The organism is Pseudomonas sp. NBRC 111139, assembly GCF_001753955.1.
Lineage (GTDB): Bacteria > Pseudomonadota > Gammaproteobacteria > Pseudomonadales > Pseudomonadaceae > Aquipseudomonas > Aquipseudomonas alloputida.
On the sequence record NZ_BCBP01000101.1, the window covers coordinates 1 to 16,481 of the forward strand.

Here is a 16,481-nt window from a genome sequence, read left to right on the forward strand (position 1 = left end):
GTCTGAATCCTGTTCCCCCGTCAGCCCCGTACGTATCGCTGTCATCCAGTACGACCCTCAGGTCGGTCTTGAACACTGTGAGAGCAACGTGAGCAGAGGCCTGGCATTGGCCCGGCGCGCAGCACGCGAAGGTGCCAACCTGATCGTACTGCCTGAACTGGCCAACACGGGCTACACCTTCAACTCCCGTGCCGAAGCCTATTCCCATGCGCAGGTGCTGCAGGACGGCCCTTGCCTGAAAACCTGGGCCGACTTCGCCAAGCAGTACCAGGTATACCTGGCTGCGGGGTTTGCCGAATGTGACGGGCTGAAGCTCTACGACAGTGCTGTACTGTTTGGCCCCGAAGGCCTGCTCGGGCACTACCGCAAAGCGCATCTGTGGAACCAGGAAAAGCTTTGGTTCACCCCTGGTGACCTGGGGTTCCCGGTGTTCGAGACGCCTATCGGCCGTATCGGCCTGCTGATCTGCTGGGACATCTGGTTCCCGGAAGTACCACGGGTGATGGCCGCGCAAGGTGCCGACATCATCTGCAGCCTCAACAACTGGGTATGGACCCCGCCGCCGTTGTTCGATGATGCAGGGCGCTGTATGGCCTCGTACCTGACCATGACGGCAGCGCATGTCAACAACGTTTATATCGCCGCCGCGAACCGTGTCGGCAGCGAGCGGGGCGGGCGCTTCCTGGGCTGCTCGCTGATCGCCGGTACCAATGGCTGGCCGATCGGCGAGGTGGGCAGTGCAGAAGCCGAGGAGATTATCTATGCCGATGTCGATTTGAGCAGTGCACGCTCGGCACCGATCTGGAACAGCCTCAACGACCTGCCAAGAGACCGGCGAACCGACCTCTACGATGCCACCCTTGGCTATCGCTTGCATGCACCTATGCCACGTTGAGGAGTTGCGAATGAACACGCGCTTCTTCTCACGACAGCAGCATTGGCTTGTGTTGATGTTCGGCTGCCTGCTGGTGTTTCTCGCTGCAAGCCTTGCCCATGGCCAATGGCTGGATTATGCACAGAGGGTGGCGACGCTCGATGAGCCGCTCAGCCGCTTGCGCTGGATTGTTGGTGATATCAGTGAAGTGGCTTTCTACAAGCACGAACTACCCGCGCTGGGCTTGCTGCTGGGCGCGTGCCTGGCGCACTGGGCGCAGGTGCGAGGGTACCGCTGGCAGGGCTTTGCCATTTGCTATGGCAGCGGATTATGGCCATGGGTGTTTACCAGCTCGCTCTTGGGCTTGCTGCTCAGCCATGCGTTGTGGGGATGGACCTTGGCCAGTGGCATCTGGCAACCAACGTTCGTTGCCTTCGTGTCATTGCCGGCAGCCATGGTCTTGCTTTTTGGTGCGGGCTGGCGGGTGACGATCACGGGGGCGCTACTGGGGGCACTACTGGTAACACCGGCCAGCCTGCTGATGGTCAATTACCTGTGTTATCCCCTGCAGTTGCCCGTGGTAGTGGGCAATGTGAGTGGCATGGCTGTGGCAAGCGTCGTGGCCTTCATCCTGTGCAAGCGCTTTCCTTCATGGGTACGCCAATGCGGTGAACCCACCGTCGTGGCGCCGGTTGTCAATCAGCCTGACTACGGTGTGGTCTGGACTTTGCGGCGCGTTCTGGCCGACTTCAGCGAAGCCCCATTCTTTGGTAATGAGCTGGCCAGCCTCGGGCTATTGCTGGGTGTGTTGCTGGCATACCTGTTGAGCCCGGCTGCACTGTCATACGGTTCTATGTTGGTGATGCAGATGGTGGCCGGGCAGGCCCTGGCATCCCTGGTCGGGGTTGTATGCTGGCGTGGACAGTGGAAAGCCCGTGGGTGGTACCCCACCTACATTCCGATTGTGTCGATCGTCCCGGCCGCGGTGTTGACACATGGCGGCAGCTGGCAAGTGGTGGTGGCCAGTGCAGTGCTGGGTGCCCTGGTGGCTCCGCCGCTGGCAGTGGCGATCACTCAGCGGTTGCCGGCCTATGTGCATGGCTACATCGGCAATGTGGTGTCGATGGCCATCTGCACGCTTGGCATTGTGCCGATAGTCGGGTTGATTGTGGGGGGAGAAGCATGAGCGAACATTCGAGCCTGCCCAGGCTGTCGATCGCCACTCTGGGCGGCACGGTCAGTATGCGGCTGGGTACTGTCGGGGATGGTGTGACGCCAAGCCTGGATTGTGAGCGGCAACTGCTTCAGGTTCCACAGTTGCGCGAGATGGCGCAGTTGAACGTTGCTTCATTGTGCCTGCTCCCCAGTGCATCGCTGGGCTTCGCGACGTTGCTGGAGGTGCTGGCATGGGCCCGGGGCGAGGTGGAGCGCGGAGCCCAGGCTTTGGTATTGAGCCAAGGGACCGACAGCCTTGAGGAAACGGCCTATTTCCTGGATCTGCTCTGGCCATTCGATGCGCCATTGGTGATGACCGGTGCCATGCGCTCGGCGAGTCAGCCGGGCAATGATGGGCCGGCCAATTTGTTGGCTGCGGCTCAGGTTGCATTGGCACAAGACAGCCGTGGGCGAGGTGTGCTTGTGGTCATGAATGATCAGGTCCACTGCGCGGCAAGGGTTCGCAAGACGGCCAGCCTGGCGATGGCGGCATTCGAGTCGCCCGGATGTGGCCCGTTGGGCGACGTTGTGGAGGGTGTTGTGTTGTATCGCCATCCGCCCGGGCGACGGGAAGTGTTGCCGTTACCGTATCGCACCGACCAGCGCGTTGCCCTGCTGGAAGCCTGCCTGGACGCAGACACGGCGCTGCTGCAGGCTGTGGCCGCATTGGGTTACGAGGGGGTGGTCATCGCCGGTTTCGGTGCTGGTCATGTTTCTGCCAGTTGGTCCGAAGTGCTGGAACACCTGGCGCCCACCTTGCCGGTATTGGTTGCTACACGCACTGGGAGAGGGCCTACAGCCCGGGCAACCTACGGGTTTGCTGGCGCAGAAATCGACTTGCAGAAAAAAGGCGTCTACATGGCTGGGCAACTCTGCCCGCGCAAATGCCGCATCTTGCTGTGGCTGCTGATAGGCACCGACCGGCAACATGAGCTGCAGGCCTGGTTGCAGCCCTGAACCATCTGCCCGCGCGGGCGTTCGCGCGGGCAGCCCTTCCGGCGTTGCTGTGCTAGGGTGCACACACTTTTGCTTCCCAGGATTCTTACCCATGCTCCCCGTACTCAGCGAAAAAGAACTCGACCGCCTCGAAGACCTGCTGATCACCTATGGCAATGACTACTCGGTGCTGGACCTGGCCGAGCTCAATGGCTTTTTCGTCGCACTCGCCAGTTCGCCGATCACTGTCCTGCCGGAACAATGGCTGCCGGCGGTAGCGGGTGGCAAGGTACCGAAGTTCAAGAAGCCCGCCCATGAGGAGGCCTACACGGCATTGATGCTGCGTTATGCCAGCCAGGTGGCAGAAGAACTGAGCAATGAGGTCGACCAGTTCGAACCGCTGTTCGAGGAACGCGAATGCGAGCAGGGCACTGTGATCGTGATGGAGGAGTGGTGTTTCGGCTACATGCGCGGTACCCAGGTGGCCGGTTGGGGCGAGTTGCCACCGGAGCAGGCCCCGCTCCTCAAGGCCATTTCGCTACATGGGTTGGAAGATAACTTCGAGCTGCTGGACCAGATGAGCGATGAGGATATCCAGGCCCGTGTGCCGCAGGTGGTCGAGGCTGCGCGTGGGCTGTACCGACATTTCAAAAAACTGCACTGATCGGATCGTAGGCTAGCGCTCACCTGCAGGCGCCAGCGCAAGTGTTTGGAAACCATTATTCCGCCCTGCGAAATTATGGTTTCCCCTGCGCACTGATTCTGCTACCAGCCGATCCAGTGCAGCATGTGCTCCATCAGCCCCATCCCGGCGCTGACCAGGAGCCAAGCCCATGTCGAACCCGATCAAGCTCTACAACTTCCCCAAGTCTGGCCATGCTCATCGCATCGAGTTGATGCTCTCGCTACTGAACCTGCCCACCGAGCTGGTGTTCGTCGACCTGGCCAAAGGCGCGCACAAGCAGCCGGACTTCCTCGCCCTCAACCCGTTCGGCCAGGTTCCGGTCATTGATGACAACGGCACGGTGATTGCCGACTCCAACGCCATCCTCGTCTACCTGGCCAAAAAGTATGACAACGGCACTTGGCTGCCCGAAGAACCTGCCGCCGCCGCCCGTGTGCAACGCTGGTTATCAGTCGCTGCCGGCCCGCTGGCCTTTGGCCCGGCCGCCGCCCGCCTGGTCACGGTGTTCGGGGCTTCATTCAATGCCGACGAAGTGATTTCCCGTGCCCACACCTTGCTCAAGGTGATCGATGCCGAGTTGGCGAAGACGCCATTCCTGGCGGGTAGCACACCCACGATTGCGGACATTGCCAACTACTCCTACATCGCTCACGCCCCTGAAGGCAACGTGTCGCTGGAGCCCTATGCCAATGTGCGCAACTGGCTGGCGCGGATCGAGGCGCTGCCGCGTTTCGTCCCCATGCCGCGCACCGTGATCGGGCTGCAAACCCACGCCTGAAACCCCGCCATCGCGAGGAGCGCCGCCATGCAACAATCTCCTGATCACCGCCCCTCGCCCTGGCATACGGGTGAAAAGACCCTGCAGGAAAAGGTCGGTGTAGCAGAACGCATGGAGGCGTTCGGGCAAAAGGTCATTCGTGACCACATGCCCGACCAGCACCGAACGTTCTATCACCAGTTACCCTTCATGGTCGCCGCCAGTGTGGATGCCCAGGGTCGGCCTTGGGCCACGCTGCTGGAGGGGCCAGAAGGGTTCGTAAGCTCGCCCGACCCTCGTATGCTGACGATCCACACCACGCTGCCAGCAGATGACCCCGCCACCCCCGGGTTGGCAGCCGGGCAGGCGGTCGGCCTGCTGGGGATCGAACTGCACACCCGTCGGCGCAATCGCATCAACGGGCAGATCCGTCACGCTGCCCAAGGGCAACTGCACGTGGCCGTAGAGCAGGCGTTTGGCAACTGCCCGCAGTACATCCAGTTGCGTGACTACACCCGCGTCACCGAACCCGCCCTCGGGCGCATCGATGCGACAACACTGGATACCTCAACCGTCAGCATGATCCAGGCGGCCGATACCTTCTTCGTGGCCAGCTATGTCGAGCATGCTGACGGCCAGCGCTCGGTGGATGTCTCCCACCGTGGTGGCCGGCCAGGGTTCATCAAGGTCGAAGGCAATCGGCTCACGATTCCCGACTATGCTGGCAATCTGCATTTCAACACCTTGGGCAACCTGGTGGTCAACCCGCGGGCCGGCTTGCTGTTCATCGACTTCAATAATGGCAATGTGTTGCAACTGTACGGGCGTGCCGAGGTGCTGCTGGACAGCCCGGCCATCCACGCCTTTGAAGGCGCTGAGCGGTTATGGACACTGCAGGTCGAGCAGGTGGTGTGGCGTCCGGCAGCCGTTGCGCTGCGCTGGGCTTTCAAGGAATACGCGCCGACCAGTCTGATGACCGGTACTTGGGCCGAGGCCGATGCGCGCCTGGAGCAGCGGCAACAACAGCGCCAATGGCTGGCCTGGCGGGTGCTGCGGGTGGAGCAGGAAAGCCGCGACATCCGCTCGTTCTATCTCGAACCACCGGCAGGCTGCCATGTGGCCTTTGCCCCTGGCCAGCATCTGCCTGTGCAGGTGGCGCGTGATGGCGAGCCGGCGCTGATCCGCACCTACAGCCTTTCAAGTGCCCCCGACGATGGATTCTTGCGCATCAGCGTCAAAGCCCAGGGCCCGGCTTCGCGGTATTTGCATGAGCACGTTGTGGCCGGCGAGGTGTTGAATGTGCGGCCGCCGATGGGCAGCTTCACGCTTGATCAGCAAAGCACACGCCCGTTGGTGCTGATCGGCGCGGGCGTGGGCATCACGCCGTTGCTGGCCATGCTGCGTCAGCAGTTGAGGACGGGGCAGGCCCGGCGCATTCATCTGTTCCATGGCGCACGCAGCCTGGCCGACTTGCCGTTCCAGCAGGAACTGGCGACCTTGCAGCAACAGGCTGGCGAACTACTGCATATACACCGCGCCCTGAGCCAGCCTGAAGGGCACGCTCAGGTCGGTCGTGATTACGAGTTTGCCGGCCGGTTGGGTATCGAACAGGTCAAGGCAACGCTGGCGTTGGACGACTACGATTTCTACCTGTGTGGGCCGGGCAGCTTCACCCAGCAGCTTTACGAAGGGCTGCGTGGGGTGCATGTGCCGGATGCGCGGATTCACGCCGAAGCGTTTGGCCCGTCGACGCTGCGGCGGCACACCGACGCAGATCAGCCAATCTTGCAACAGCCGCCTGCCGCCGACGAACCGGTGCCGGTGTATTTTGCTGCGTCGGCCAAGGAGGCTCGCTGGGTTCCCGGTAGCGGCACCTTGCTGGAACTGGCCGAGGCGCGTGGGCTGGCACCGGAGTTCAGTTGCCGGGGTGGTTCGTGTGGTACCTGCAAGACCCGGCTGGTGAGCGGCCAGGTGCATTATCCGAATCCGCCGGCAGAGTTGCCGGAGGCAGGGTCGGTGCTGATCTGTTGTGCTGTGCCAGCGAAGGGGGAGGAGGGTATGCAGGCGTTGGTGCTGGATGTCTGATTCAAGCCAGTCGTAGGAGCGGGCTTGCCCGCGAAGAGGCCGGCACAGCTAACACCACGCATCCAGATGAACGATAATCCGCACGCCCCATTACCCTCAGGAGCCCGCATGGACCAGATCCACCTGATGAAGGTATTCGTCGCCGTCGGCGAGCTGGAAAGCTTCGCCGCGGCTGCCCGCCGTCTGGACATTTCTGCGGCCGCCGTCACCCGCGCCGTCAGCGCCCTGGAAGAGCAGCTCGGGGTCAAACTGTTGCTGCGTACAACCCGCAGCGTGCGTCTGACCGAGGCCGGCGGCCGCTATCTGGAAGACACCCGGCACATCCTCGCCAGTATCCACGAGGCCAATGAAGCCGCTGCCGGCATCAACGCGACGCCCAGGGGCGACCTGGCGGTGACCGCGCCGATTTTGTTCGGCAAGAAGTTCGTCATGCCGTGCATCGTCCGTTACCTGCAGCAGTACCCGGAAGTCGACGTTTCCGCGTTTTTTCTCGACCGCGTGGTGAACATGGTCGAGGAGGGCATGGACGTGGCCGTGCGCATCGGGCCGTTGCCCGACTCCGGGTTGAAGGCGTTGCGGGTGGGCAGGGTGCGGCGCATGTTGTGTGCCTCGCCCGACTACCTGGCGCGCCATGGTGTGCCGAAGCATCCGTCGGACCTGGCCGGGCATGCGATAATCGGCACCACCAACCTGTCGCCGCGGGCGGGTTGGCGCTTCGGAGTGACCGACGAGCCGACCTTGGTGCGCATGAAGCCACGGCTGACGGTAACCAGCAATGACGGGGCAATCGCAGCTGCCAGCGGCGGGCTGGGGATTGCCCGGCTGCTGTCGTACCAGGTGGCGGACGAACTGGCTAGCGGGCAGTTACAGGTGCTGCTGGCCGAGTACGAAGAGGCGCCCTGGCCCATTCATGTGCTGCACCGCGAAAGCAAGTACGGCTCGGCCAAGGTCAGGGCCTTTATCGACATGCTGGCGCAAGACTTGCGCGATCAGCAGCTGGATTGAGGTCGTTCAGCGCGTCGAGAAATGGCGCCAGACAATGTTCGCTATCGTGACGGCCCTTTTTCAGGCAGCCCGCTCACAACGCCCGATACTGCATCCTGAACCCCAGGGTCATTGCCTCCCCCCGGTTCAGCAACCGCAACCCTGGTCGCCCTGGCAGGTGATGCGCATTGATTGGGTGGCTAACAGGTTCAAAGCAGAAAAAACCTTGCCCCTGCGGGCAATACAGCAAGAAGTGTTCGGCCCCATTGGCACTGCACGCCAGTCGATAACCCGCGCTGGGCTGTTCGATCACACACTCCCCTGGCCAGCCATTGAAGGCGTGATCAACCACTGTCTCGGGTAAACGCCCCATGGCATTGAAGCGCCATTGTTCGGGCACCTCGGCCTGGTACGACGGCAACCGCCCATCCTCGGCCAGCCACACGTTGCGTGCCGATGCGTACAACTTGGTATCGGGATACCGCGGAAAGTAAGGGTGCAACCCCAACCCGTACCAGTTGGCCGACTCATCCAGATGGGTTACATGCAGGTCCAGGTTCAGGCACCCCTCATGCAGATGCACATCCAGCGTGGCCCGGTAAGCAAACGGCACAGCACTGTCTAGCGTCAGCCGTGCTCGCTGTTCACTGTGATGCTCCACCTGCCAGGCCTGCTGCCAGGCACTGCCATGGATCGGGTAAGGGTCATGCCCGGTATTGGGTGCCAGTGCCTGCCACCCCTCGGGTCGGGCAAAGCCACCCTCGCCAATGCGGTTGGACCAAGGCGCCAGTGGGTAGCAGGCGAGGCGTCGTGGCGTACCACTTTCCAGTGCGGCCAGGTCGGAATGGCGCAGCAGCGCTTGCCCGGTCGCTTTCACTTCCCAGTTGACCAGGCTGGCGCCCAACTCCGGAGCCAGGCTCAGGCGGGTCAGGCGGTCCTGCAGGTGCAGTTCGGTCACAGACATTCAAGGCTCCATTTAAATGAACGATCAATTGGCCCGACGGTAGGTGAGCAGCACGATGCCGCACACCACCACCGCGCCGCCGAGTAATTGCAGGGTGCCCAGTTGCTGGTCGAGCAAGGCCCAGCCCAGCAGTAGCGTGGCGATGGGTTCGACGTTCATCACGGGGGCGTTCTGCGCCATGTTCAGCCTTGGCACACAAACAAACAGCAAGGTGAAGGCCAAGCCATACAGCACTACCAGGCTGGCCAAGGCCGCCCAGCCACTGCTGCTGCCTGGCAGTGACAAACCGGACGGCATCACGCCGCTTGCGCCTGCAACCAGCATGCTGGAGAACACGATCAGCAAAGTCAGCAGGCTGCGCACGGGGCCGCGCACGCTGGCCAGTTTATGGTCGGTGATCCACAAGGCGCAGGCAAAGGCACAGGCGGCGCCGAAGGCCAGGCTGACCCCTGGCACCCAGTGCGGGTTGGCCGCAGCGCTGTCGGCCAGGCGTGCCGGGACATCCAGTGCCAGCACCAGGCCGCACAGGATCAGGCCCATGAACAGTACGGTGCGGCCCGTGGGGCGTGCGCCGCCCAGCGCCCAGGTGAGCAGCGCCAGCAGCATCGGGAAGGTGTTGCCCACCAGCAGCGCCAAAGCCACTGGAATACGCGCCACCGCCGAGTACAGGCACAGGCTCTGGGTGGCAATCAGCAGGCCGAGCAGCAGCTGCCACCGGCGCGCACCAGCGGGCAGGGCCAGGGCCTGGCGTTGCCACAGCAGCAGCCCGGCCAGTACCAGGAAGGTGATGCCAGAGCGGCAGAGGATGGCCAGCAGCACGCCGGTGCCGTCATCGAAGGCGATGCGCGCGGCGATGTGGTTGCCGGCGAATGAACAGGCCAGCAGGGCGAGCAAGGCGATGGCCAGTTTGCGGGGGAAAAGCGGTACAGCCGAGGAGGGGACAGCCATGTGCAGGATCCATTTGCAAGAGCCCAGGGGCCGCCAAGCGGCCCCCGTTCATAATTACAGCACCACGCTAGGCAGCCACAGCGAGATCGCTGGAATGTAAGTCACTGCCATCAGCACCAGGAACAGCGCCAGGTAGAACGGCATCAGCGCCTTCACCGTCGACTCGATACTCACCTTGCCGATGGCCGAGCCGACAAACAACACCGCTCCCACCGGCGGGGTGATCAGCCCGATACCCAGGTTCACCAACATGATCATGCCAAAGTGCACCGGGTCCACGCCGATACCGGTAATCACCGGCAGCAGGATCGGGGTAAGAATCAGGATCAGCGGCGCCATGTCCATCACCGTGCCAAGCAGCATCAGCATGAAGTTGATGCACATCAGGATCACGTAGCGGTTGTCCGACAGGGTCAGGAACGCCGTGGTGATCTTCGACGGGATCTGCATCAGCGTCATTACGTAGCCGAAGCTGGCGGCAAAGCCGATCAGGATCATCACGATGGAGATGGTCCGTACTGTGCGGTGCATCAGCTTGGGCAGGTCGCGCCACTTGTAGTCGCGGTAGATGAACATGGTCACGAAGAACGACCACACCACCGCCACGGCTGCCGATTCGGTGGCGGTGAACACCCCCGACAGGATACCGCCGAGGATGATGACCATGGCCATCAGGCCCCACAGCGCCTCACCGGCAATTTTCAGCGCCTGGCGCAGCGGGATCACTTCGCCCTTGGGGTAGTTGCGCTTCTTGGCGAACAACAGGCACAGGCCCATCATCACCGCGCTCAGCAGCAGGCCGGGCATCACCCCCGCCATGAACAGCGAGGCGATCGACACCGTGCCGCCCGCCGCCAGCGAGTACAGCACCGAGTTGTGGCTGGGCGGGGTCAGCAGCGCCTGCACCGAGCCGCTGACGGTCACGGCGGTGGAAAATTCACGCGGGTAGCCTTTGCGCTCCATCTCCGGGATCAGCACCGAGCCCACCGAGGCGGTATCGGCTACCGACGAGCCGGAAATCGCACCGAAGAAGGTCGAGGCCATGATGTTGACCAGCGACAGCCCGCCACGCACGAAGCCCACCAGCACCCCGGCAAAGGCCACCAGCCGGCGTGACATGCCGCCTTCGGCCATGATCGCGCCGGCCAGCACGAAGAATGGAATGGCCAGCAGCGAGAACTTGTTAACCCCACTGGCCACCTGGATCATCATCGCCTGCAGCGGGATGTCGATCCACCAGGCGCCGATCAGTGCCGACAGGCCCAGGGCGTAGGCTACCGGCATGCCGATCAGAATCAGCACGATGAAACTGCCCAACAGAATGAACGCTTCCATTTACGCAGCTCCTTCGTTTTCTTCGACCAGATCAAAGCGCACGACCTTGCGGTTGCTCTGATCGCCCAGCAGGAGTTTTTCCAGCACGAACACCAGCGTCAGCACGCCGCCGACCGGGATCGGCGCGTAAGTCATGCCGACCCGCACACCGGGCAGCGAGGCCAGCGACTGGTTCCAGGTGGTGATGCACAGCCGGGTGCCGTAATAGGTCATGAACACGCACACCACGATCATCAGCAGTTGTACCAGCAGGGCGACCAGCTGGCGCTGCAGCGGCGGCAACCGGTCGGTAATCATCCCCACCGCCATATGCGCCCCGGCGCGATAGCTGGCGGCGGCACCAACGAAGGTGAATACCACCATCAGCAGGATAGAGACTGGCTCTGGCCAGCTGGAGCCGGTGCCCAGCACGTAGCGGGCGAAGATGCCCCACGGGATGATCAGCGTCATGGCCAGGATCGACAGGCCCGCGATCCAGATGCAACTGCGGTACAGCGTGTCGTTCACGCTCAGGAAAAGCGATTTCATAGGCATCACCAAAGCGGCAGGGCGGCGGCGGCCGCACTGCCGAGGTCGTCTTGGAAGGGGCTGGTATTACTGGACGGCGTCGATACGCTTCATCAGGTCGGCGTACGGCGCGCCGTACTTCTCGCGTACCGATGCGGTGGCTTCGAAGAACGGTTTCTTATCGACAGTGATGAACTCGACACCGGCGGCCTTGAGCTTCTCTTCGCTGGCGGCAGACTTGGCGTCCCACAGCGCACGCTCTTCCATCTGTGCTTCGCGCGCGACCTTTTTCACCAGCACCTGCTGCTCGGGAGTGAGCTTGTTCCAGGTGGTCTTGGACATCACCACCGGCTCCGGCAGGATCAGGTGGCCGGTCAGGGTGTAGTACTTGGCGCTCTGGAAATGGTTGTGCTCAAGCAAGGTCGGCGGGTTGTTCTCGGCGCCGTCGATCACGCCGGTTTGCAGGGCACTGAAGATTTCCCCGGTGTCCATGGCGATGCCGTTGCCGCCCATGGCGTTCATCATGTCGATGAACAGCGGGTTGCCCTGTACGCGAATCTTCATGCCTTTGAGGTCTTCCAGGCTGCGCACCGGCTTTTTGGTGTAGATGCTGCGCGAGCCGCCGTCCATCCAGGCCAAGGCCACCAGGTTGAAGTCGGAGTTGGTGATCTTGTCGAGGATCTCCTGGCCGATCTCGCCATCGATGATCTTGCGCATGTGCTCATGGTCGCGGAACACGAACGGCATGTTGAACACGTTCACATCCGGCACTACCGGGCCGACGATCCCCAGGCTGACGCGGGTCATCTGCACGGCGCCGATCTGAGCCTGTTCGATCACTTCCTTTTCCGATCCCAGCACGCCGCCGGCGAACATCTTGAAGGTAATGTCGCCATTGCTGGCCTGTTCCAGCTTTTTACCCATGTTCTGCTCGGCGACCACGGTCGGGTAGCCGGCCGGGTGGATTTCGGCGAACTTGATGTCCAGCGCCGAGGCGGGCATGGCCACGCTGAAGGCGAACGGGAGTACGGCAAGAAGCAGCTTGCGTTTGAACGTCATGATGAAACTCCGTGGTTTTTATTATCCGGTTTCGGGCGTGCAAGTGTGGGTGTGGCAGTGGGGCTCAGCCCCGGTAGGCAGGTTCCTCCAGGCCCTTTGTGCCAGGGTTGAGGGCAAATACCCCGCCAGCCAGTGGCTGGTCGCCGAGGTCGATGCCCGCGGGGCGGATCGAGGTGACGTACAGGGTGTCGAGGTTGGCGCCACCAAAGGCGCACATGGCCGGCTTTTTCACCGGCACGCTGAGCGAGCGGTCGAGGCGCCCGTCAGGGGTGAAGCGGTGAACTTGCCCGGCGTCGTTGCCGCAGATCCAGTAGCAGCCATCCTGGTCGATCGCGGCGCCGTCGGGGCGTCCTGGGTAGCCGCGCATGTCGACGAACAGCCGCTTGTTGTGCGGCGTGCCGTTGTCGGTGTCGTAGTCGAAGGCCCACACCTTCTGCACGTTGGGGTGTGAGTCGGACAGGTACATGCGCATGCCGTCGGGGCTGAACGCCAGGCCGTTGGGCACGATCATGCCGTCCTGCTGCAGGTGCAGGTGGCCTTCGCCGTCATGCCGGTACAGCGCACCCACATGGGCGCCTTGCTGCATGTCCAGCAGCATGGTCCCGGCCCAGAAGCGGCCCTGACGGTCGCAGCGGCCATCGTTGAAGCGCATGCCGGCCTGGGCGTGCTGCACGTTGCTGAGCAGCCGGCTGTCCAGGCTGCCGTCCGCCCTGGCCTGGAGCTGAAAGATGCCGCTTTCCATACCCGCAACCCAGCCCTGACCGCTGCGGGCGATGCAGGCCAGCATCTCGTCGCCTTGCCAGAACTGGTGTTTGCCATCGGCCGCTTGCCAGCGATGCAATTGGCGAGCGGGAATGTCTACCCAGTACAGGGCCTGTTCACCGGGGTGCCACACAGGGCTTTCGCCGGTACCGTTACGGGCGTCGACGATCAGTTCGCAGTTCATGGCCGTGCCTCCTGGCGTGGGGTCAGTTGAACGGGCCGGCCACGGCGAAAGCGCCGCCCTGGTAGACCATGCTCGGGTCATCGGCGGCGGGTGCCGGTTGGGCCTCCACGGCTGCGCGGAAGGCTTCCGAGCTGTCCTTGGGCACATAGCCCAGGTGCGCGGCATGGCGGTTGTCCCACCACACGGTGCGATTGTCGGAGGCGCCGTAGACGATGGCATGGCCAACGTCGGGCGTCGATAGGCCACGTTCGATCAGTTGCACCAAGTCGTCATAGCTCAGCCAGGTGCAGAGCATGCGCGGGTTCTGTGGCTGCGGGAACGACGAGCCGATGCGAATGCTGACGGTCTCGATGCCGTAGCGGTCAAAGTAGAAGCTGGCCACATCTTCGCCGTAGCACTTGGACAGCCCGTAATAGCTGTCGGGACGGCGTGGCGCGTGAGCGTCGATGCGCTCATCCTGGCGGTAGAAACCGATGGTGTGGTTGGAGCTGGCGAAGATGATGCGCTTGACCCCATGCTTGCGCGCCGCCTCGTACACGTGGAACACGCCGCAGATATTGGGGCCGAGAATCTCTTCGAAGGCGTGCTCGGTAGAAACCCCGCCGAAGTGGATGATGGCGTCCACGCCTTCGACCAGTGCATGCACCGCAGCCTTGTCGGCCAGGTCGCAGGTGATGACTTCCTCATGCGGGCCAGCAGCAGGCGCCATGGGGCTGATGTCGGAAAGGCGCAGGACCTCGGCGTAGCCTTTCAGGCGTTCGCGAAGGACCTTGCCCAGGCCGCCTGCGGCTCCAGTGAGCAGCAGGCGATTGAAGGGGGTAGTGGTCATGGCCGGCTCTTGTTGTTAGTTGTTGTAGGTTGTCGTATGACTTGAGTGATTATTGGCGGTGGTTCTGTGTGTTGTCAATGAGGCTTGGGCGGCTTTTGCCGGCCTTTTCGCGGATAAGAAAATGCGAAAGGCCTGCGCGGTCGCCCGTAGGAGCGGGTTTACCCGCGAATGGGCCGGCCCTGCTGGCCAATCTCCACCCGCCGTTCACCGTTGTCGCCGCCACCGTATTCGCGGGTAAACCCGCTCCTACACCAGATCGAGGGTGGACACAGGTCGGTGGTTGGGCGCAGGCCGCTGTGTAGGAGCGGGTTTACCCGCGAAGAGGCCGGCCCTGCTGGCCAATTTCCACCCGCCGCTCACTGTTGCCGCGACCACCGTATTCGCGGGTAAACCCGCTCCTACACCAGATCGAGGGTGGACACAGGTCGGTGGTTGGGCGCAGGCCGCTGTGTAGGAGCGGGTTTACCCGCGAAAGGGCCGGCCCTTCTGGCCAGTTTTCACCCGCCGTTCGCCGTTGCCGCCGCTACCGTATTCGCGGGTAAACCCGCTCCTACACCTGATCGAGGGTGGACACAGGTCGGTGGTTGGACACAGGTCGTCGTAGGAGCGGGTTCACCCGCGAAAGGGCCGGCCCTGCTGGCCAATCTCCACCCGCCGCTCACCGTTGCCGCCACCACCGTATTCGCGGGTAAACCCGCAGGTCTTGATCAGAGCAACGACAATGGGTAGTTGAAGATCAACCGGTTCTCATCAAACTCGTTATTGCTGTAATCCCGGCGAATCGACGAGTTACGCCATTTCACACTCAAATCCTTGAATGCCCCGCTCTGGATCACATACGCAAGCTCCGTTTCACGCACCCACTCCTTGCCATCGGTCACCCCCCCGCTGTGCACATCGCGCCCGCTGATGTAGCGGTTCATCAAGGTCAGCCCTGGCACCCCGACGGTGACGAAGTTGAAGTCATGGCGCACCTGCCACGAACGCTCGTTGGCATTGTCGAAGCTGGAGTTGTAACTGTCGTTGGCCAAGGTCCCGCCACTGGTGCCGTTCACCCGCATCCAGGTATCACCATCGACTTTCTGCAGCCCCACCCAGAAGGTGCTGCCACCGTACTTGGCCGAGAACATCCCCGAGTAGGTCTTGTTGTCCAGCTGCCCGGCGCGTTCGGAGCCGTCCTCGTCGCCATGGAAGTAGCCCAGGTTCGCACCCAGGGTCCAGTCACCCACCGGCTGGCTGTGGCTCAGTTGCAGGTATTGCTGCTGGTACACGTCCTTCAGCACCGCATTCCAAAGCCCCACCAGCGTGCGGTCCTGGTTGAACTTGTACTCGCCGCCGACGAAGTTGAAACGGTCCGACACACCGCCGCCGTAGCTCATGTCTTCCATGCTCGCGTCGTTACGCGGGCTGTTGCCGCGGAACTGGCCGCCGTACAGGGTCAGCCCTGCGATTTCGTTGGAGGTAACCTGCCCGCCACGGAACGTCTGTGGCAACGAACGCCCGTCGTCCGAACGCAGAATCGGCAGTACCGGCATCCATTCACCGATCTTCAGTTCGGTCTTGGAAATACGCGCCTTGCCCGCCACTGCCAGGCGCCCGTAGTCGTCTGCCGGCTTGCCATCGTCATGGCGTGGCAGCAACGCCGTGCCATAGGTACCGCCACCGCCGTCGAGTTTGACCGACCACAGCCCCAGCACATCCACGCCGAAGCCGATTGGCCCTTCGGTGAACCCCGAGCGGGCATCGAGGATGAAGCTTTGCGTCCACTCCTCGGCCTTGCTCTGTGGGTTGCTGGGGTTGGTGAAGTTGCGGTTGATGTAGAAGTTGCGCAGCCCGAGGGTGGCCTTGCTGTCCTCGACAAATCCCGCTGCCAGGCTGGTGCCCGGCAGGCCGGCGATAACCCCGGCGCCAAGCAGGGCGAAGGGTAGGGTGTGGCAGATTTTCATTATTGTTGTGCTCCCTAAGGGTGTGGCAGCCCGTCCACCGGGCACGCGCAAGCGGCCTGCGGCAGGGGCGGGTAGATAACGGGCCGGTCAGGGCCAGGGGTGAATGCGCGGTAACCGGGCGCTACGTACTGGCAGGTTTACGCGAGCTGGCCGGGGGAAGAGGGGTATGCAACAGACGTAGGTGTAGCGGGATGGATGTCGACATGAGTTCGTCCACTGATTGTTGTTTTTGTTATGCGTTGTCGTACAACTGTGGGCGATTATTAGCAAGGGGGAGGAGGGCTGTCAACGGCTGATCGCAGAGCAAATAAGGTACTAGACGCCAAAAACTGAGCGGCAGAGGCTCTACCCTGAACGCGCTGCAGACATACTACAACTGCCATGCACCATGCCACGCACGTACACGATCTT

At 62.6% G+C, this 16,481-nt stretch carries 15 protein-coding genes; 7 read left to right on the forward strand and 8 right to left on the reverse strand.

Annotated features, from left to right (window positions below; genetic code table 11):
- From BJQ17_RS27880 to BJQ17_RS27910, 7 genes are all read left to right on the forward strand, one after another.
- A partial coding sequence (locus tag BJQ17_RS27880; protein ID WP_256560007.1) for a nitrilase family protein occupies positions 1-895 on the forward strand: 895 nt, incomplete at its 5' end.
- 10 nt (positions 896-905) lie between these two features.
- The gene (locus tag BJQ17_RS27885) at positions 906-2,060 is read left to right on the forward strand and encodes a hypothetical protein (protein ID WP_003254847.1); all 1,155 of its coding nucleotides are present in this window, start codon (positions 906-908) and stop codon (positions 2,058-2,060) included.
- Positions 2,057-3,046 carry an asparaginase gene (locus BJQ17_RS27890; protein WP_003254846.1) on the forward strand — a complete coding sequence of 330 codons (990 nt, stop codon included), beginning with the start codon at positions 2,057-2,059 and terminating at the stop codon, positions 3,044-3,046. Before BJQ17_RS27885 ends, BJQ17_RS27890 begins: the two co-directional genes overlap by 4 nt.
- A 91-nt stretch (positions 3,047-3,137) precedes the next feature.
- The gene (locus tag BJQ17_RS27895; RefSeq protein WP_070096923.1) at positions 3,138-3,689 is read left to right on the forward strand and encodes a UPF0149 family protein; all 552 of its coding nucleotides are present in this window, start codon (positions 3,138-3,140) and stop codon (positions 3,687-3,689) included.
- Positions 3,690-3,858: 169 nt separating this feature from the next.
- Positions 3,859-4,488, forward strand: coding sequence for a glutathione S-transferase family protein (locus tag BJQ17_RS27900; protein WP_070096924.1), 630 nt, complete (start codon positions 3,859-3,861; stop codon positions 4,486-4,488).
- Positions 4,489-4,515: 27 nt separating this feature from the next.
- Positions 4,516-6,552: a pyridoxamine 5'-phosphate oxidase family protein gene (locus tag BJQ17_RS27905; RefSeq protein WP_070096925.1), complete on the forward strand. Its 2,037-nt coding sequence runs from the start codon at positions 4,516-4,518 to the stop codon at positions 6,550-6,552.
- Positions 6,553-6,660: 108 nt separating this feature from the next.
- On the forward strand, positions 6,661-7,557 hold the full coding sequence (locus tag BJQ17_RS27910) for a LysR family transcriptional regulator (protein ID WP_003254840.1): 897 nt from the start codon (positions 6,661-6,663) through the stop codon (positions 7,555-7,557).
- A 73-nt stretch (positions 7,558-7,630) separates the two neighbouring features.
- On the opposite strand, the gene BJQ17_RS27915 is transcribed toward BJQ17_RS27910, so the two are convergent.
- The 8 genes from BJQ17_RS27915 to BJQ17_RS27950 all read right to left on the reverse strand — a co-directional run bounded on the left by BJQ17_RS27915 (position 7,631) and on the right by BJQ17_RS27950 (position 16,070).
- Positions 7,631-8,500: an aldose 1-epimerase gene (locus BJQ17_RS27915; RefSeq protein ID WP_003254837.1), complete on the reverse strand. Its 870-nt coding sequence runs from the start codon at positions 8,498-8,500 to the stop codon at positions 7,631-7,633.
- A gap of 24 nt (positions 8,501-8,524) precedes the next feature.
- Positions 8,525-9,448 carry an EamA family transporter gene (locus BJQ17_RS27920; protein WP_003254835.1) on the reverse strand — a complete coding sequence of 308 codons (924 nt, stop codon included), beginning with the start codon at positions 9,446-9,448 and terminating at the stop codon, positions 8,525-8,527.
- A gap of 54 nt (positions 9,449-9,502) precedes the next feature.
- On the reverse strand, positions 9,503-10,783 hold the full coding sequence (locus tag BJQ17_RS27925; RefSeq protein WP_014589970.1) for a TRAP transporter large permease: 1,281 nt from the start codon (positions 10,781-10,783) through the stop codon (positions 9,503-9,505).
- Positions 10,784-11,311: a TRAP transporter small permease gene (locus BJQ17_RS27930; protein ID WP_003254832.1), complete on the reverse strand. Its 528-nt coding sequence runs from the start codon at positions 11,309-11,311 to the stop codon at positions 10,784-10,786.
- A 66-nt stretch (positions 11,312-11,377) separates the two neighbouring features.
- On the reverse strand, positions 11,378-12,349 hold the full coding sequence (locus tag BJQ17_RS27935) for a TRAP transporter substrate-binding protein (protein WP_003254830.1): 972 nt from the start codon (positions 12,347-12,349) through the stop codon (positions 11,378-11,380).
- Positions 12,350-12,413: 64 nt separating this feature from the next.
- Positions 12,414-13,295 (reverse strand): SMP-30/gluconolactonase/LRE family protein, encoded by an 882-nt coding sequence (locus BJQ17_RS27940; protein ID WP_003254829.1) that lies wholly within the window; start codon positions 13,293-13,295, stop codon positions 12,414-12,416.
- Positions 13,296-13,317: 22 nt separating this feature from the next.
- The gene (locus tag BJQ17_RS27945; RefSeq protein ID WP_070096926.1) at positions 13,318-14,124 is read right to left on the reverse strand and encodes an NAD(P)-dependent oxidoreductase; all 807 of its coding nucleotides are present in this window, start codon (positions 14,122-14,124) and stop codon (positions 13,318-13,320) included.
- A gap of 707 nt (positions 14,125-14,831) precedes the next feature.
- On the reverse strand, positions 14,832-16,070 hold the full coding sequence (locus tag BJQ17_RS27950; protein ID WP_004577198.1) for an OprD family porin: 1,239 nt from the start codon (positions 16,068-16,070) through the stop codon (positions 14,832-14,834).
- Positions 16,071-16,481: the final 411 nt, after the last annotated feature.

Coding starts and splice junctions, on each gene's coding strand:
- BJQ17_RS27940 (WP_003254829.1), bottom strand. CDS start 13,295: ATGAACTGCGAACTGATCGTCGACGCCCGTAACGGTACCGGCGAAAGC.
- BJQ17_RS27885 (WP_003254847.1), top strand. CDS start 906: ATGAACACGCGCTTCTTCTCACGACAGCAGCATTGGCTTGTGTTGATG.
- BJQ17_RS27945 (WP_070096926.1), bottom strand. CDS start 14,124: ATGACCACTACCCCCTTCAATCGCCTGCTGCTCACTGGAGCCGCAGGC.
- BJQ17_RS27905 (WP_070096925.1), top strand. CDS start 4,516: ATGCAACAATCTCCTGATCACCGCCCCTCGCCCTGGCATACGGGTGAA.
- BJQ17_RS27935 (WP_003254830.1), bottom strand. CDS start 12,349: ATGACGTTCAAACGCAAGCTGCTTCTTGCCGTACTCCCGTTCGCCTTC.
- BJQ17_RS27920 (WP_003254835.1), bottom strand. CDS start 9,448: ATGGCTGTCCCCTCCTCGGCTGTACCGCTTTTCCCCCGCAAACTGGCC.
- BJQ17_RS27910 (WP_003254840.1), top strand. CDS start 6,661: ATGGACCAGATCCACCTGATGAAGGTATTCGTCGCCGTCGGCGAGCTG.
- BJQ17_RS27930 (WP_003254832.1), bottom strand. CDS start 11,311: ATGAAATCGCTTTTCCTGAGCGTGAACGACACGCTGTACCGCAGTTGC.
- BJQ17_RS27895 (WP_070096923.1), top strand. CDS start 3,138: ATGCTCCCCGTACTCAGCGAAAAAGAACTCGACCGCCTCGAAGACCTG.
- BJQ17_RS27915 (WP_003254837.1), bottom strand. CDS start 8,500: ATGTCTGTGACCGAACTGCACCTGCAGGACCGCCTGACCCGCCTGAGC.
- BJQ17_RS27890 (WP_003254846.1), top strand. CDS start 2,057: ATGAGCGAACATTCGAGCCTGCCCAGGCTGTCGATCGCCACTCTGGGC.
- BJQ17_RS27925 (WP_014589970.1), bottom strand. CDS start 10,783: ATGGAAGCGTTCATTCTGTTGGGCAGTTTCATCGTGCTGATTCTGATC.
- BJQ17_RS27950 (WP_004577198.1), bottom strand. CDS start 16,070: ATGAAAATCTGCCACACCCTACCCTTCGCCCTGCTTGGCGCCGGGGTT.
- BJQ17_RS27900 (WP_070096924.1), top strand. CDS start 3,859: ATGTCGAACCCGATCAAGCTCTACAACTTCCCCAAGTCTGGCCATGCT.